General features: G+C 69.6%; 15 protein-coding genes. 3 read left to right on the forward strand and 12 right to left on the reverse strand.

Going from position 1 to position 15,130, the window contains the following annotated elements:
• Positions 1-719: 719 nt before the first annotated feature.
• The 11 genes from tyrS to argC form a co-directional block, all read right to left on the reverse strand.
• Positions 720-1,994: a tyrosine--tRNA ligase gene (gene tyrS / locus ACWCO2_RS17550; RefSeq protein WP_450128770.1), complete on the reverse strand. Its 1,275-nt coding sequence runs from the start codon at positions 1,992-1,994 to the stop codon at positions 720-722.
• Between the two features lie 33 nt (positions 1,995-2,027).
• Entirely contained in the window at positions 2,028-2,651 is a 624-nt protein-coding gene (locus tag ACWCO2_RS17555; RefSeq protein ID WP_450128771.1) for a DNA-3-methyladenine glycosylase, read from the reverse strand.
• Positions 2,652-2,685: 34 nt separating this feature from the next.
• Complete coding sequence (gene argH, locus ACWCO2_RS17560; protein ID WP_450128772.1) at positions 2,686-4,107, reverse strand: argininosuccinate lyase; 1,422 nt, start codon at positions 4,105-4,107, stop codon at positions 2,686-2,688.
• 45 nt (positions 4,108-4,152) lie between these two features.
• A complete protein-coding gene (locus ACWCO2_RS17565) occupies positions 4,153-5,145 on the reverse strand; it encodes an argininosuccinate synthase domain-containing protein (RefSeq protein WP_450128773.1) in 993 nt (330 codons plus the stop codon).
• A 134-nt stretch (positions 5,146-5,279) separates the two neighbouring features.
• On the reverse strand, positions 5,280-5,801 hold the full coding sequence (locus tag ACWCO2_RS17570) for an arginine repressor (protein WP_450128774.1): 522 nt from the start codon (positions 5,799-5,801) through the stop codon (positions 5,280-5,282).
• A complete protein-coding gene (gene argF, locus ACWCO2_RS17575) occupies positions 5,798-6,724 on the reverse strand; it encodes an ornithine carbamoyltransferase (RefSeq protein ID WP_450128775.1) in 927 nt (308 codons plus the stop codon). The genes ACWCO2_RS17570 and argF overlap by 4 nt, the downstream gene beginning before the upstream one ends.
• Positions 6,724-7,914, reverse strand: coding sequence for an acetylornithine transaminase (locus tag ACWCO2_RS17580; RefSeq protein WP_450128776.1), 1,191 nt, complete (start codon positions 7,912-7,914; stop codon positions 6,724-6,726). Before ACWCO2_RS17580 ends, argF begins: the two co-directional genes overlap by 1 nt.
• Positions 7,914-8,825 (reverse strand): acetylglutamate kinase, encoded by a 912-nt coding sequence (gene argB, locus ACWCO2_RS17585; RefSeq protein WP_450128777.1) that lies wholly within the window; start codon positions 8,823-8,825, stop codon positions 7,914-7,916. Before argB ends, ACWCO2_RS17580 begins: the two co-directional genes overlap by 1 nt.
• Entirely contained in the window at positions 8,822-9,982 is a 1,161-nt protein-coding gene (gene argJ, locus ACWCO2_RS17590; RefSeq protein WP_450128778.1) for a bifunctional glutamate N-acetyltransferase/amino-acid acetyltransferase ArgJ, read from the reverse strand. The genes argB and argJ overlap by 4 nt, the downstream gene beginning before the upstream one ends.
• On the reverse strand, positions 9,979-10,377 hold the full coding sequence (locus ACWCO2_RS17595) for an ACT domain-containing protein (RefSeq protein ID WP_450128853.1): 399 nt from the start codon (positions 10,375-10,377) through the stop codon (positions 9,979-9,981). The genes argJ and ACWCO2_RS17595 overlap by 4 nt, the downstream gene beginning before the upstream one ends.
• A gap of 5 nt (positions 10,378-10,382) precedes the next feature.
• The gene (argC, locus tag ACWCO2_RS17600) at positions 10,383-11,411 is read right to left on the reverse strand and encodes an N-acetyl-gamma-glutamyl-phosphate reductase (protein WP_450128779.1); all 1,029 of its coding nucleotides are present in this window, start codon (positions 11,409-11,411) and stop codon (positions 10,383-10,385) included.
• Between the two features lie 101 nt (positions 11,412-11,512).
• Between argC and ACWCO2_RS17605 the strand changes: the two genes are divergently transcribed.
• Both ACWCO2_RS17605 and ACWCO2_RS17610 read left to right on the forward strand, forming a co-directional pair.
• Positions 11,513-12,061 (forward strand): GNAT family N-acetyltransferase, encoded by a 549-nt coding sequence (locus tag ACWCO2_RS17605; RefSeq protein WP_450128780.1) that lies wholly within the window; start codon positions 11,513-11,515, stop codon positions 12,059-12,061.
• 139 nt (positions 12,062-12,200) lie between these two features.
• The gene (locus ACWCO2_RS17610; RefSeq protein ID WP_450128781.1) at positions 12,201-12,788 is read left to right on the forward strand and encodes a GNAT family N-acetyltransferase; all 588 of its coding nucleotides are present in this window, start codon (positions 12,201-12,203) and stop codon (positions 12,786-12,788) included.
• 4 nt (positions 12,789-12,792) lie between these two features.
• Here ACWCO2_RS17610 and ACWCO2_RS17615 read toward each other — a convergent pair whose 3' ends face one another.
• Entirely contained in the window at positions 12,793-14,562 is a 1,770-nt protein-coding gene (locus tag ACWCO2_RS17615) for an ATP-binding protein (protein ID WP_450128782.1), read from the reverse strand.
• Between the two features lie 303 nt (positions 14,563-14,865).
• Between ACWCO2_RS17615 and ACWCO2_RS17620 the strand changes: the two genes are divergently transcribed.
• Positions 14,866-15,105: an FmdB family zinc ribbon protein gene (locus ACWCO2_RS17620; protein WP_450128783.1), complete on the forward strand. Its 240-nt coding sequence runs from the start codon at positions 14,866-14,868 to the stop codon at positions 15,103-15,105.
• The last annotated feature ends 25 nt before the right edge of the window (positions 15,106-15,130 follow it).

The following is a 15,130-nucleotide window of genomic DNA, read 5'->3' on the forward strand; positions in this document are numbered from 1 at the left end:
CACTAACCAAAACAGTCCGCTGTTGAGTTCTCAAAGAACACACCCACACCATCACCCACAACCATTTTCAGGCCGTGAAGCTCCGGGGAGCATTTCCTCTGTTCGCTTTCTTATGTCGGTAACTCTAGCAGGCCCATTTTCCGGTGTTTCAGGGGGGGCACTTTCGTTTCCCGTTCCCGTTTCGTTATCTCCCGGATATCGAACCAGTTTAGAGTTATCAACCGCGAAGCGAATCGCATTTTAATCAAAGATCTGACTGGGATCCGAATCCGTTCAGGGCGCCAACGGCTCCCAGTTGCTTTCCGGTTTCCCGATCGCTCTCTTGTGCCGGTTACTCTAGCAGGCCTATTTTCCAGTGTTTCAGGGGGTCACTTTCGTTTCCCACTGCTTCACCGTGAAAATCCCGGCTCGCTATTTAACCCGACCGCAGTCAAGCATATTTTCTTCAAAGATCTGGGTTGGGATCCGAATCCGCATCTAGTAGCACGATGGTCCACTGCTGCTTTTCCGGTTTCCCGATCGAGGTGCCCACTCTACCATCCGGAGATGGGAGCTTGGTTCGCTACCCCGTGCCGCGCTCGTTCCGGTTTTTCCCGGCCCGTGTCGCGCTGACTTGAATTAATTTACGCGTCGATCCGCGCCAAGTCAAATCGGCGGAGATCAGCACCGGAAAGAAGCGAACACGCTGGTCAGCGCCCCGTTCCGGTGCTGATTCCAGGCTAGTGCAGGACCCGAACGCCCGCAGTGTGACGCTTGCCACGACGAATTACCAGCCAACGGCCGTGGAGCAGCTCCTCCTTGCTCGGAGACCACTCCTCATCAGCAATTTTGGTGTTGTTGACGTACGCGCCGCCCTCCTTGATGGTGCGCCGCGCCGCCCCCTTGCCGTTCGCCAGACCGGTCTCGACCAGCAAGTCGACCAGGTTCGGACCGTCCGAAAGCCGCACCTCGGCGGTCGGCACCGCGGCCATCGCCGAGTCCAGCGTCGGCTCGTCGAGCTCGCCCAGCTCGCCCCGGCCGAACAGCGCCTGGCTGGCCGCGATGACCTTCTGCGTCGTGTCCGCGCCGTGCACCAGCGTGGTCAGCTCCTCGGCGAGACGCTTCTGCGCGGCGCGCAGCTGGGGCTTCTCCTCGGTGGTGCGCTCCAGCTCGGCGATCTCCTCGCGGCCGAGGAAGGTGAACAGCCGCAGGTACTTCGCCACGTCGGCGTCGGCCGAGTTCACGAAGTACTGGTACCAGGCGTACGGCGTGGTCATCGTCGGGTCGAGCCAGACGTTGCCACCACCGGTGGACTTGCCGAACTTGCGGCCTTCCGAGTCGGTGACCAGCGGAAGGGTCAGCGCGTGCGCGGCGACGCCCTCCTGCTTCCGGACCAGGTCGACGCCGGCGATGATGTTGCCCCACTGGTCGGAGCCGCCGAGCTGCAGCCGGGTGCCGTACTTGCGGTTCAGCTGCACGTAGTCGTTGGCCTGCAGGAGCATGTAGCTGAACTCGGTGTAGGAGATGCCGTCGGTCTCCAGCCGCCGCTTGACGGTATCCCGGGCCAGCATGGTGTTCACCGAGAAGTGCTTGCCGATGTCGCGCAGGAACTCGGTGACCGGCAGGTCCGCGGTCCAGTGCGCGTTGTTCTCCATGATCGCCCCAGTCGGCGAGTTGTCGAAGTCGACGAACGCCGACAGCTGGGTGCGGATCTTCTCGGTCCACTCCAGCACGGTGCTCTCGTCGTTCAGGTTGCGCTCACCGACGTCGCGCGGGTCGCCGATCAAGCCGGTCGCTCCGCCTGCCAGCACCACCGGTCGGTGCCCGGCCTGCTGGAAGCGGCGCAGGGTCAGGATCGGGATCAGGTGTCCGGCGTGCAGGCTGGGCCCGGTCGGGTCGAAACCGGCATAGAGGGTGAGCGGCCCCTGGTCGAGTTCCCGTCGCAGCGAGTCGAGGTCGGTGGATTGCGCGATCAGTCCGCGCCAGGTCAGCTCGTCGAGGATGTTCTCACTCACGCCTGCCAGTCTCGCTCATGCGAGCAACCGGGTTTACGCCCGGGCCTGGACCCGGCGGCGGGCGCCGCGCCGGTAGCTGCTGACGGCCTCGGAACCGTCCACCCAAGTCCGCCACGGCAGGTCCATGGCCGCGGCTACTCCGACGCGCGGGCCGCTGCGGATGTCGTCCTCGGCGACCGGCGAGCCGTTGACCAGCCGGATGGGTGACGCTGGGTCGGTGAGGTCGATGCCGTTGTGTTCCCGAGTGATGCCCAGGACTCCGGCCAGCCGGGCCGGGCCGCTGGCGATCTGGGCTTTCTTGCGGACTGCCGGGCGCCGGGAGCGCGCCAGGTCGTGGCCCGCGGTGATCTCCCCGGCGCGGAGCAGGACCGCGCCGGGGACACCGTCGGTCAGGCACACCACGTTGATGCAGAAGTGCATCCCGTAGACGAAGTACACGTAGAGGTGGCCGGCCGGGCCGAACATGACCGCGTTGCGCTCGGTCTGCCCCCGGTAGCAGTGCGACGCGGGGTCGTCCACGCCGCGGTAGGCCTCCACCTCGACCAGGCGCACGCCGACCTCGCCCTCGGGGCCGCTCGAGCGCAGCTCGCAGCCAAGGAGCCATCGAGCCACCCACAGCGGGTCGAGGGCGAGTTCGTCGCGTGTCACCTGGCGCACACCATAGACAGTACCGGTCGTGGCTGAACCGTGATCACTTAGACAGCCAGCCGCGATGTTCGCGCACCGCGGCCACGACCCGTTCGCGCTGCTCGACGACGCGGTTCGGGGCGGTGCCGCCGTGCGCGTCGCGGGAGGCGATCGAGCCTTCGACGGTGAGCACCTCGCGCACCTGCGGGGTCAGCGCGGGGTTGGCCGCGGCCAGCTCCTCGTCGGTCAGCTCCTCCAGACCCACGCCGCGGGCTTCGGCAGTGCGCACGCACTCCCCCGACGCCTCGTGCGCCACCCGGAACGGCACGCCCTGGCGGACCAGCCACTCGGCGATGTCGGTGGCCAGGGTGAAACCGGCCGGCGCGAGTTCGGCGAGCCGTTCGGTGTGGAAGGTCAGGGTGCCGAGCATGCCCGCCATCGCCGGCAGCAGGAGTTCCAGCTGCTCGACGGAGTCGAAGACCGGCTCCTTGTCCTCCTGCAGGTCGCGGTTGTAGGCCAGCGGCTGCGCCTTGAGGGTGGCCAGCAGGCCGCTGAGGTTGCCGATGAGCCGACCGGACTTGCCGCGGGCGAGTTCGGCGACGTCGGGGTTCTTCTTCTGCGGCATGATCGAGCTGCCGGTGGCCCAGGCGTCGTCGAGGGTCACGTAGCCGAACTCGGCGGTGTTCCAGATGATCACCTCTTCGGCGATCCGGGAGAGGTTCACGCCGAGCATGGCCAGGCAGAACGCCGCTTCGGCGGCGAAGTCGCGGGACGCCGTGCCGTCGATGGAGTTGTCCGTGGCACCGTCGAAGCCGAGTTCGGCGGCGACGGCCTGCGGGTCGAGGCCGAGCGAGGAACCCGCCAGCGCACCGGAGCCGTAGGGCGAGTACGCGGTGCGGGCGTCCCAGTCGCGGATGCGCGCGACGTCGCGCAGCAGCGACTGGCAGTGCGCGAGCAGGTGGTGCGCGAGCAGCACCGGCTGGGCGTGCTGGAGGTGGGTGCGGCCGGGCAGCACCGCGTCGGGGTGGTTGGCGGCCTGGGTGACCAGCGCGTCGACGATGTCCAGGACTCCCGCGGCGACGCGGCGGTTGGCGTCGCGCAGCCACATCCGGAACAAGGTGGCGACCTGGTCGTTGCGGGAACGGCCCGCGCGCAGCTTGCCGCCGAGGTCGGTGCCGACCCGCTCCAGCAGGCCGCGTTCGAGGGCGGTGTGCACGTCCTCGTCGTCGATGACCGGCTTGAAGGTGCCGGATTCGACGTCGGTGGCCAGGACGTCCAGGCCCTGCAGCATCCGCTCGAGCTCGTCGGCGGTGAGCAGCCCGGCGTGGTGCAGCACGCGGGCGTGGGCGCGGGATCCGGCGATGTCGTAGGGCGCCAGCCGCCAGTCGAAGTGGGTCGACAGGCTCAGCGCGGCCATCGCTTCGGCCGGGCCGGAGGCGAACCGGCCGCCCCAGAGCTTGGTGGGCTCGCTGCCTTGCTGCGTCACGGTGTTCCTTAGGTGTGCTCGTAGTTGGGTGGAGGTCGGCCGGTCTCAGGCTTGGCCGCAGAACTGACCGAGCTCCCGTTCGGAGGAGTCGTACCAGGTCGGGAGGTTCGGGGCGCACCAGGGTTGTTCGCCGCGGCGGTCGCGGACGATCGCGCGGCCCTCGTGCAGGGCGATCCGGACCTCGCCGGAGACCTGCTGCTGCGAGTCGGCGATGAAGGCGTCCAGGGCATCCTTGAACGGGGAGAACCACAGGCCGTCTTCGACCAGTTGCGTCCACCGGTGCCCGACGGTGCGCTTGAACCGGGCCAAGTCGCGTTCCAGGGTCACCTCTTCCAGCTCCTGGTGCGCGGTGATCAGCGTGATCGCTCCGGGTACCTGGTGGCTCGTGGTGCCGAGCTCGCCCACGCTGTGAGCACCGGCCCGCCGGTTGAGCTCCTGGATCGCTTGCAGCACCGTGACCGTCTCGCCATCGATGGCCACCGGAACGCCCCGGTCGAACGTGACGGTCAGCTCTTCGGCGTCAGGCATGCCCCAAACGTCTTGCGGGAGAACGGTTTCCGCGGCCCGACCCCAGACGTTCCGCTCGATCGCGCAACGCGCTGTCCCACCGACGTCGTGCTGGCCGCGCCCCGGGGAGACCACTCCCAGCCTCGGAGCCAGTGAGCGGACGTCGGTTTCGATGCTCCCGAGCTCGCCCGCGCAACCGTGCGCGACGGCGAGCGCGCCGAACTCGTCAGCGGCGGCGACTAGGTGCTTGGCGATCAGCGGCCGGGACAGCGCCGGGACCAGCGGGAGCGCGTTGGCCTGCAGCGCGGGCAGGCAGTGCTGCTCGGCGAACTCGTCGCGGGCATCTGTGACGACCGCTTCGACCGCTCCGCAGTCGAGGGCGCGCCGGCGGACCGCCGCCAGGTCTTCGCCGCCCTGGCCGAGGTCGACCGTGATCGCGACGACCTCGGCTCGGGTCCGCTCCACGAGCCACCGGATGGCCGCGGACGAGTCCGGATCGCCGGAGTAGGCGATCACCACGCGCTCACTCATCTGCTCTGCTCCTAAGAGCCTGTTGGCCAGTCGTCTGGGTGGGTGGTCGCTTAGCGGAACCTGAGCGCTTCCCTGGACTGCGGGTGCCCCTCCTGATGTATGACCAGCTCGGGAACCACCACCCGATCCGCGCTCTAGGTCCTGCCGTTGTTCTCCGGTGCGTCCTCGTCGGCGGGCCGGGCACCGGCGGCCATCGCGATGAACCGCTCCCCCAGCTCGTGGCCGGTGAGGGGCTCGCGGGCGACGATCATCACGGTGTCGTCACCGGCGATGGATCCGACGACTTCCGGCAGTGAGGCCCGGTCGATGGCGCTGGCCAGGAACTGCGCCGCCCCCGGTGGGGTGCGCAGCACCGTGAGGTTGCCCGAGCCGTCGGCGCCGACCAGCAGTTCGCCGAGCAGCCGGCTCAGCCGCGAGGTGCCGCCCTGGACGCCGCGGACCGGACTGCCGTCCTCGGGGATGACGTAGACCGCCGCCCCGCCGTCCGCGCCCCGCAGCTTGACCGCGCCGAGCTCGTCGAGGTCCCGGGACAGGGTGGCCTGGGTGACCTCGATGCCGTCGTCGGCGAGCCGCTTGGCCAGTTCGGTCTGGCTGCGGATGCCGTTCGACGAGACCAGTTCGACGATGCGGGCCTGCCGCGCCACTCGGTTCGTCATGGTCGTCGCACCAACCACGCCAGCAGCGCCTTCTGGGCGTGCAGCCGGTTCTCTGCTTCGTCGAACACCGCGCTGGCCGGGCTGTCGATCACGTCGTCGGTGATCTCCATGCCGCGGTGCGCGGGCAGGCAGTGCAGCACGCTGGTGTCGGCCTTGCCGGTGGCGGCCAGCAGTTCGGCGTTGACCTGGAACGGCCGGAACGGGCTGACCCGGTCCTTGCCGTCGTTCTCCTGGCCCATCGAGGTCCAGGCGTCGGTGACCAGGACGTCGACGCCGTCCACGGCGGCGTTCGGGGTGCTGAACAGTTCGACGGAGCCACCGGTTTCGGCGGCACGCGCCTTGGCCGCTTCCAGCACCCACTCCAGCGGGCGGAAGCCCTCCGGAGCGCCGATGCGCACGTGCATGCCGGCGGTGACGCCGCCGACCATCAGCGAGTGCGCCATGTTGTTGGCGCCGTCGCCGAGGTAGGTCAGGGTCAGGCCCTCGAGCTTGCCGTGCCGCTCGCGGATGGTCTGCAGGTCGGCGAGCACCTGGCAGGGGTGGAACTCGTCGGTCAGCGCGTTGATCACCGGAACGCTGGAAACCGAGGCCATGGCGTCGATGCGGGCCTGGGCGAAGGTCCGCCACACCACGGCGTCAACGTAGCGGGACAGCACTCGGGAGGTGTCCTCGATGGTCTCCTCGCGGCCGAGCTGCATCATCCGCCCGTCCACGACGACCGGGTGGCCGCCGAGCTGGGCGATGCCGACCTCGAAGGACAGCCGGGTGCGGGTGGAGTTCTTCTCGAACAGGACCGCGACGGCCTTCGGCCCGGCCAGCGCGTCGGAACCGAGCGGGTCGGCCTTGAACTGGTCGGCGAGGTCGAGGACCTCGATCTGCTCCTCGGGTGTGAGGTCGTCGTCGCGGAGGAAGTGGCGGGGCATCAGTCGTTCTCCTTGGCAGCATCGAGCAGCGCGGGCAGGGCGGCGAGCAGTCGCTGCACCTGCTCGGACCGCACGATCAGCGGTGGGGCCAGCCGGATGGCGTCCGGCTGGATGGGGTTGAGCAGGAATCCGGCGTCCTGCGCGGCGGCGGCGATCTCGGCGGAGACGGCTTCGGTCAGGCCCACGCCGATCAGCAGGCCCTCGCCGCGCACTTCGCCGATCAGCGGGTGGTCGAGCTGCCGAATGCCGGAGACGAGTTCCTCGCCGACCTTGTCGACGTGCTCGAGCAGGTCGTCGGCGGCGATGGTGTCCAGCACCGCGAGTGCGGCGGCGCAGACCACCGGGTTGCCGCCGAAGGTGGTGCCGTGCTGGCCGGGGTGCATCAGGTCACCCGCGGCGCCGATGCCGATGCAAGCGCCGATGGGCAGGCCGCCGCCGAGTCCCTTGGCCAGGGTGATCACGTCGGGCGTGATGCCCGCGCGCTGGAAGGCGAACCAGGACCCGGTGCGGCCGATGCCGGTCTGCACCTCGTCGACCACGAGCAGCGCGCCGTTGCGGGCGGTGATCTCGCGGGCCGCCTGCAGGTAGCCCTCGGGCGGGACGATCACGCCGTTCTCGCCCTGGATCGGCTCCAGGAACACCGCGGCGGTGTTGTCGTCCACTTCGGACGCGAGCGCGGCCGCGTCGCCGTAGGGGACGTGCACCACGCCGGGCGGCAGCGGTTCGAAGGGCTGCTGCTTGGCGGGCTGGCCGGTGAGCGCGAGCGCGCCCATGGTGCGGCCGTGGAAACCACCGTTGGTGGCCACGATCTTGGGCCGGCCGGTCAGCCGCGCGATCTTGAACGCGGCCTCGTTGGCCTCGGCGCCGGAGTTGCAGAACAGCACGCGGCCCTGCCCGCTCGCCCCGGCCAGGTCCAGCAGCCGTTCGGCGAGGGTGAGGCCGAGCTCGTGCACGTAGAGGTTGGAGACGTGGCCGAGCTTGCCGACCTGCTCCGAGACCGCTCGCACGATGGCCGGGTGGGCGTGGCCGAGCGAGTTGACCGCGATCCCGCTGAGGAAGTCCAGGTAGGTCTTGCCATCGGCGTCGGTGACCTCGGCGCCCGAACCGCTGACCAGGGTCAGCTTCGGCGTGCCGTAGTTGTCCATCATGGACGCTTGCCAGCGCTGCGCGCCCGCGGCGTTGCCGGTCATCAGTTCTCCTCGGTGTTCTGCGCCGGCACGACCATGGTGCCGATACCGGCGCTGGTGAAGACCTCCAGCAGCAGGGAGTGCGCGAGGCGTCCGTCGATGACGTGGGCCCGCGGGACTCCGCCGCGCACCGCGCGCAGGCAGGCCTCCATCTTCGGGACCATGCCCGAGGCCAGGTTCGGCAGCAGTTCGGCCAGCTGATCGACGTCGAGCCGGGACACCAGCGACGAGCGGTCCGGCCAGTTCGTGTAGAGGCCTTCGACGTCGGTGAGCACCACCAGCTTCTCGGCGCCCAGCGCCACCGCCAGCGCACCGGCGGCGGTGTCGGCGTTGACGTTGTGCACCACGCCGTCGACGTCCGGGGCGACGGTGGACACGACCGGGATGCGACCGGCGTTGATCAGGTCCAGCACCGCGTCGGGGTTGACCGAGACGACGTCGCCGACCAGGCCGACGTCGACCGCTTCGCCGTCGACGGTGGCGGTGCGGCGCTCGGCGGTGAACAGCCCGGCGTCCTCACCGGACATGCCGACCGCGTAGGGGCCGTGCTGGTTGATCAGGCCGACGAGCTCGCGCCCGACCTGGCCGACCAGCACCATGCGCACCACGTCCATGGTCTCCGGGGAGGTCACCCGCAGTCCGCCGCGGAACTCCCCCTCCATGCCGAGGCGGTCGAGCATCGAGGTGATCTGCGGGCCGCCGCCGTGCACCACGACGGGGTGCAGCCCGGCCAGGCGCAGGAACACCATGTCGGTGGCGAAGGCCTGCTTGAGCTCGTCGTCGACCATCGCGTTGCCGCCGTACTTGATCACGATGGTGGCGCCGTGGAAGCGCTGCAACCACGGGAGCGCTTCGACCAGCACGCTGGCTTTCTCCGCGGCGGTGGCCAGCCGGTCGGTGGTTTCTGGGGTCATGACGAGTACGCGCTGTTCTCTTCGACGTAGGCGTGGGACAGGTCGGTGGTCAAGATGGTCGCGGTGTGCTCGCCGAGGTGCAGGTCCACGACGATCTCGACCTCGCGGCCGGACAGGTCGGCCTCGCTGCGGTCGCGGGCCTTGGTGCCGTTGGCGTAGAGGGTGACGCCGTTGGTGGCGATCTCGATCTTGTCCACGTCGATCTCGGCGTCGACCCGGCCGAGCGCCATCGCGATGCGGCCCCAGTTCGGGTCGGAGCCGAAGATCGCGGTCTTGACCAGGTTGTCCTCGGCGATGGTGCGCCCGATGGCGACCGCGTCGGCTTCGCTGACCGCACCGCGCACGACGACGTCGATGAGCTTGGTGGCGCCCTCGGCGTCGTCCTGCAGCTGCCGGACCAGATCCGCGCAGACGGTGGTCAGCAGCTCTGCGAAGTCCTCTTTGGACACCTCGACGCCGGAAGCGCCGGAAGCCAGCACCAGCACGGTGTCGTTGGTGGAGGTGCCGCCGTCGACGTCGAGCCGGTCGAAGGTGACCCGGGTGGCCGCGCGCAGCGCCTCGTCGAGGTCGTCGCCGCTGATCACCGCGTCGGTGGTGAGCACGCCGAGCATGGTGGCCAGGTTCGGCGCGAGCATCCCGGCGCCCTTGGTGAAGCCGCCGATCGACCAGCCCGCGTCGTGCTGGCTGAAGGCCTGCTTGGCCTTGGTGTCGGTGGTGAGCACGGCGGTGGCCGCGTCGAAACCGGCCTGTTCGTCGTTCCCGAGCGCCTGGGCAGCGGTGTCGACGCCGGGCAGCAGCGCATCCATCGGCAGCCGATCCCCGATCAGACCGGTCGAGCAGACCGCCACCTCGATCGCGCCGGCACCGAGCACGCCGGCGACCTTCTCCGCGGTGGCATGGGTGTCCTGGAAGCCCTCCGGGCCGGTGCAGGCGTTGGCGCAGCCGGAGTTGAGCACCACCGCGCGCAGCTTGCGCTCCTTGAGCACCTGCTGCGACCACAGCACCGGCGCGGCCTTGACCTTGTTGGTGGTGAACACCCCGGCCGCGGCCTGCTGCGGCCCGTCGTTGACGACGAGCGCGAGGTCGCGCTTGCCCTCGGCCTTGATCCCGGCGGCCACCCCGGCCGCCCGGAAACCAGCAGGTCCGGTCACGCTCATTTGCTCTCCTCGGTGTCTTCGACGGTGTGCCCCGCAGCGGTGAGCACTTCCGCGGCCCGCGCGGCGGCGTCGGCCGGGACCAGGATCCAGTCGGTGTCGAACGTGGACAGGGTGAAGACGCTGATCCCGGCGTCGGCCAGCGGCACCAGCAGCGCGGCCAGGACTCCGGTCAGCGCGAAGTCCAGCGGGCCGTGCACCTCCAGCGCCCGGAAGGGTCCCTCCACCCGCACGTCGCGCCCGGCTTCGGCGGCCAGCGAGTGCGGGAAGACGATGGTGCGGCCCGCGCTGGTGGTGAGGCTGCCCTTGATCGGCGCGTTGCCGCCGGTCAGCGCCAGGTTGACGTGCGTGGGAACCATGCCGACGGCCAGCAGTTCGCCGTGCAGCCGCAGCGCCATGCCGGTCACGGGGCCACCCCGACCGTCGGCAGGCCGGTGGTCTCGGGCAGGCCGACCGCGAGGTTCATGCACTGCACGGCACCGCCCGCAGTTCCCTTGGTGAGGTTGTCCTCGGCGGCGACGACGATCAGCCGATCGGCATCGGGGTCCACCGCCAGTTGCAGGTGGACGGTGTTCGCGCCGAGCGTGGCCGAGGTCTGCGGCCACTGCCCCTCGGGAAGCACGTGCACGAAGGGCTCATCGCCGTAAGCGTCGAGGTAGACCTTGCGAAGTGCAGCGGCGTCGACGCCCTCGCGCAGCGCGGCGCTGCAGGTGGCGAGGATGCCGCGCGACATCGGCGCGAGGACCGGGGTGAACGAGACCTTCACCGGCTCGCCCGCCGCGGCGCTGAGGTTCTGGATGAACTCCGGGGTGTGCCGGTGCGCGCCACCGACGCCGTAGACGCTGGCCGAACCCATGACCTCGGCGGACAGCAGGTGCGGCTTGAGCGCGCGCCCGGCGCCGGAGGTCCCGGTGACCGCGACGACGACCGCTTCGGGCTCGACCAGCCCGGCGGTAAGCGCCGGGGCGAGCGCCAGCGAGGACACTGTGGGGAAGCACCCGGCAACGGCGACGCGCTTGGCACCGCGCAGCCGCTCGCGCGCGCCGGGCAGCTCGGGCACGCCGTAGGGCCAGGTGCCGGGGTGGTCCCCGCCGTACCAGCGGGACCAGTCCTCGGGGTCGTTGAGCCGGTGGTCGGCGCCGCAGTCGATCACCACGGTGTCGTCGCCGAGTTCGGCGGCGATCGCGGCGGAGTGGCCGTGCGGCAGCGCGAGGAAGACGACGTCGTGCCCGGCGAGCTCGGCGGCCGTGGTCTCGGCCAGCACGCGGTCGGCCAGCGGCAGCAGGTTCGGCTGGTGCTGCCCGAGTTTGCTCCCGGCGTTGCCGCCCGCGGTCAACGCACCGATCTCCACCTCGGGGTGCGCGAGCAGCAGGCGGAGCAGCTCCCCGCCCGCGTAGCCACTGGCACCGGCAACTGCCACTCGAACCGTCATGCGGATGATTATGCACCCTCATGCAACGTTAATCAAACAGGCATTCGTCACGCACCGAAAATCGTTTGCCGTCGGCCCTGCCGCTCGACTAGGAAACCTGAATGCTCAAAGGCAAGACGATCGGACTCAGGGCCCGGCACGAGGACGACATCCCGATCCTGCGAGCCGAGCTCTTCGACGACGTGGTCAACGCCTCGCGGGCCGACGGCCAGCCGTGGCGGCCGATCACGCCCGGTTCGAACGACCCGCGGCTCGTGGTGAACGACGAGAACGAGAAGGAGCAGGTCGTCCCGTTCTCCGTGGTGGAGCTGGACGGCGGCGCACTGGTCGGCGCCGCGACGCTGTGGGGCATCGACAACCACCACCGGTCCGCGCACATCGGGCTGGGACTGCTGCCGTCCGCCCGCGGCGAGGGCTACGGCACCGACGTGGTCGCGGCGCTGTGCCACTACGGATTCATCGTGCGCGGCCTGCACCGGCTGCAGATCGAGACGCTGTCGGACAACACCGCGATGCTGCGCGCCGCCGAGCACAACGGCTTCGTCCGCGAGGGCGTGCTGCGCTCCTCGGCCTGGGTGATGGGCGAGTTCCTCGACGAGGTGCTGCTCGGACTCCTCGCCCAGGACTGGAAGCCGGACTCGAAGGGCTAGGCCGCAGCATCTCACCACCGACTTGCACGTTGCGTGCTGAATCCACTGCAAAACGAGGTTCCATCGGGGTTATCGAAGTGTCGTATCTCACCCGACCCCCTTGCGAGATCGCTTCGGGGACGCGAGATCATCGTTGCTGATGACCATGACCCCGCCGCGCCCGAGTGCGGTCAACCGCCATGCTTCGCGGCCGACTTCAGGCTGGGTGGGACATCGGGTGCGGTTACGCGGCATCGAACCGGGTGACCGGCGCACCCTGGTCGGCTTCGACCGGGAATCCGCGCGCGAGGGACCACCGCAGTTCGACGGCTACCGGCACTGGGCGGCGCACCGCGCCGACCACCTCGAAGCCGGCGAGGACCTCCAGCTGGCGATCGAAACCCGGCAGGACCGCACCCTGGTCGGCTCGCTGTCGACCAGCCAGCCGGAACCGGAGATCTTCAGCTACGGCATCGGAATCGGCCCGCAGCACCGCCGCCACGGCTACGCCGACGACGCGATCAACACCCTGCTCGCCTACATGTTCGGCCACCGCCGCTTCACCAAGTGCGAGGTCGGCATCTACGGCAGCAACACCGCGTCGCTCACCCTGCACACCAGGCTCGGCTTCCGCGAAGAAGGCCACCTCCACGACCCGGAATTCCTCTGCGGCGGAGCCCAGTACCTGGTCCTGATGGGCATCACCGCCGACGAGTTCGCCACCCGCCACCTCCCCCGCACCCGCTGAGGGCTCATTCCCCGATCACCGGCGGTGCCGGCCTCTGCTCATCGGCGCCGAAGAAGTCGTCGTCCGAATAGATCGCCCCTCTGTTCTGACCGGAACTGCGAGCACTTCCACCGGAGATCGCGGCTCCCCGGTCGGCGGTGCTGGACCGCGCGCCCATCTCCGGTCCGAAACTCGCTTGCTCCAGCCGTTTCGCGAGGTAGCGCTGCAGGCCGATGCGATCGATCGAGCCGCCGGGCACCACGAACCGCTGCAGATCACCAGCACACGCGACGACAGCACCGACCTCGCAATCCCGCGCGGCCGCGCCGATCACGTCGAGCCATGCGCGCATGGACGACTCGGCCCCGGTCTCCATCCCGCAAGCCGTGGCGCAGTGGTGCAACGCCTCCGGCAACCACCGGTGCGCCGACGAGCAGAGCCGGTGGTAGAACTCCTCCACCAGCAGCGTCCGCCATTCCCAGTCGTACCAGCAGGAATCCCCGGGCAGTCCGAGCTCTTGGCGGCGCTGGAGGAAGTGCTCGGCGAGGGCCTGGTGGTACTGGCGGAAGCGCCGCGGCGCGCGGCCCCGCTCGTAGCGCACCATCTTCTCCCGAACGACCTGGTGGTACCGCAGCTGTCCCTGGCTCTCGTGGACGAACGGCCGCTCCCGCAGCCACCGGAACAGGCTCACCGCCTTGCCAGGCTCCCGCAGCACTGCGAGCACGTCCTCGTCCAGCACCCGTGGCAGTGCCGCGAGCACCGCGTCATCTCTGCTCTCCTGCTCCGGAACGAAGTTCAGGAACCGCGCCACCGCCATCCCGGTCGGGTCGTACGCGTCGTCGTGGCCCGACTCGGCCAGGCTGGCGAGCAGCAGCGGAAGGCCGCCCGACAGTTCGAGGACCACGTCCACCAGATCGGGGTCGCGAACGCCCTTCCGGTCCAGCAGCGTCCTGGACTCCTCGGTGGTCAACGGATCGAGCCGCCAGGACACCATGATCGACGAGTACTCGCCCCAGCGGTTGAGGTCGAGCGGGTGCTGCCCCGCGATGCCGATCACCAAGCCGAGCGGGAGGTCCCCGTAGTGCCCCTGGAGCATGCGCAACAGCCACGGTTCGACGACCTCGGAGGTGCGCTCGTAGTTGTCGAACAGCACCACCAGCTGCCGATGCCGGGCGATCTTCCGCAGGTCATCGACCAGGTACGGGGAGAGTTCCTCGACCGGCGAGAGCAGCAACCGGACATCGGCCTGGCTGCCGAAGCGCTTCGCCAGATAACCGCGGCACTGCTCCACCCACTCCTGGATCTTCTCCGGTGGGACGGCATCGGCAACCGGCCCGAGGCCGGGCGCGGCGGCGCGCACGACGCCGAGCCCGAACTTGACCGCCGTCGACATCACCAGCTCCCTGGCCTCGGACGGCGCTTGCGGATCGGACAGCACGTCGTCGTGGCGCCGCTCGTACTCGGCGAAGCGCTGCGCGAAGTTCCGCGCCTCCCCGCCCTGGCCGGCCAGCTGGCGAGCGATCGCGGCCAGCACACGGACCAGGTTCGACTCGTTGTCTTCGGTGACCGCGACCAGCGCGGACCGCTGCAGCGAGATCTCGCGCAGCTGGCGCAGCAGGAACGTCTTCCCGATGCCGGCCTGGCCGTGCAGGCCGAACACGAACTTGCGCGTGGTGGCCGGCAGCTCCAGGTTCGCGGAGAACGCATCGCGCTGCAGACGTCGACCGACGAACTCGCCGCCTTGCCGCTGCCGCAGGACCTCCTGCAGGCTCCGAGCACCTCCGGGTCCGACCACCGGATCATGGTGCCAGGGCGCACACCGCTGCAGCGGCGATTCCGGAGAAGATCCACAACCCGGCGCAGTCCGATGCCACCGGGAACGCGCATCGTGAGCCCCACCAACAGGTGGTCCACCTTCGTGGGCGGGATCCTCGACGCATCGAACACCTGCGGTCAACGGGCGTGAACTGCTCGCCGCACCGCTGATCCGCGCGGTCGAGGTCCACTTGACAGTCCTCCCGGCCCGGGTTCCCCTCGACTTTGGGCCGCCTTCGGGCGGCTCGAGCACGCCTTCAGAGGTCTCAGGGGGAGGGACCGCATGGCGACCTACGAGTACGAGTGCCCGCGGTGCGGTCGGTTCGACACGCACCAGGCGATCGGAACGGCGGCGGACTCGCACGCCTGCCCGGACTGCCAGCGCAGTTCCCGTCGAGTCTTCTCGGCACCACACCTGACCACCGTGCCTGCGCAGCTCCACGCCGCCCTCGACCACGAGGAGCGCAGCCGCTCGGAACCGGACGTGGTCACCGAGGTCCCGGGCTTGCCTTCCCGCCGCTGACCTGTTCCGGCTCCGAGGAGGTTCT

Source organism: Saccharopolyspora sp. NPDC002376, from assembly GCF_053593195.1.

What these genes read in the sequence shown, in the direction of transcription:
- ACWCO2_RS17565 (WP_450128773.1), bottom strand. Translation starts at nt 5,145, where the DNA reads ATGAGTGAGCGCGTGGTGATCGCCTACTCCGGCGATCCGGACTCGTCC.
- ACWCO2_RS17570 (WP_450128774.1), bottom strand. Translation starts at nt 5,801, where the DNA reads ATGACGAACCGAGTGGCGCGGCAGGCCCGCATCGTCGAACTGGTCTCG.
- argF (WP_450128775.1), bottom strand. Translation starts at nt 6,724, where the DNA reads ATGCCCCGCCACTTCCTCCGCGACGACGACCTCACACCCGAGGAGCAG.
- ACWCO2_RS17580 (WP_450128776.1), bottom strand. Translation starts at nt 7,914, where the DNA reads ATGACCGGCAACGCCGCGGGCGCGCAGCGCTGGCAAGCGTCCATGATG.
- argB (WP_450128777.1), bottom strand. Translation starts at nt 8,825, where the DNA reads ATGACCCCAGAAACCACCGACCGGCTGGCCACCGCCGCGGAGAAAGCC.
- argJ (WP_450128778.1), bottom strand. Translation starts at nt 9,982, where the DNA reads ATGAGCGTGACCGGACCTGCTGGTTTCCGGGCGGCCGGGGTGGCCGCC.
- ACWCO2_RS17595 (WP_450128853.1), bottom strand. Translation starts at nt 10,377, where the DNA reads ATGGCGCTGCGGCTGCACGGCGAACTGCTGGCCGTCGGCATGGTTCCC.
- argC (WP_450128779.1), bottom strand. Translation starts at nt 11,411, where the DNA reads ATGACGGTTCGAGTGGCAGTTGCCGGTGCCAGTGGCTACGCGGGCGGG.
- ACWCO2_RS17605 (WP_450128780.1), top strand. Translation starts at nt 11,513, where the DNA reads ATGCTCAAAGGCAAGACGATCGGACTCAGGGCCCGGCACGAGGACGAC.
- ACWCO2_RS17610 (WP_450128781.1), top strand. Translation starts at nt 12,201, where the DNA reads ATGACCATGACCCCGCCGCGCCCGAGTGCGGTCAACCGCCATGCTTCG.
- ACWCO2_RS17620 (WP_450128783.1), top strand. Translation starts at nt 14,866, where the DNA reads ATGGCGACCTACGAGTACGAGTGCCCGCGGTGCGGTCGGTTCGACACG.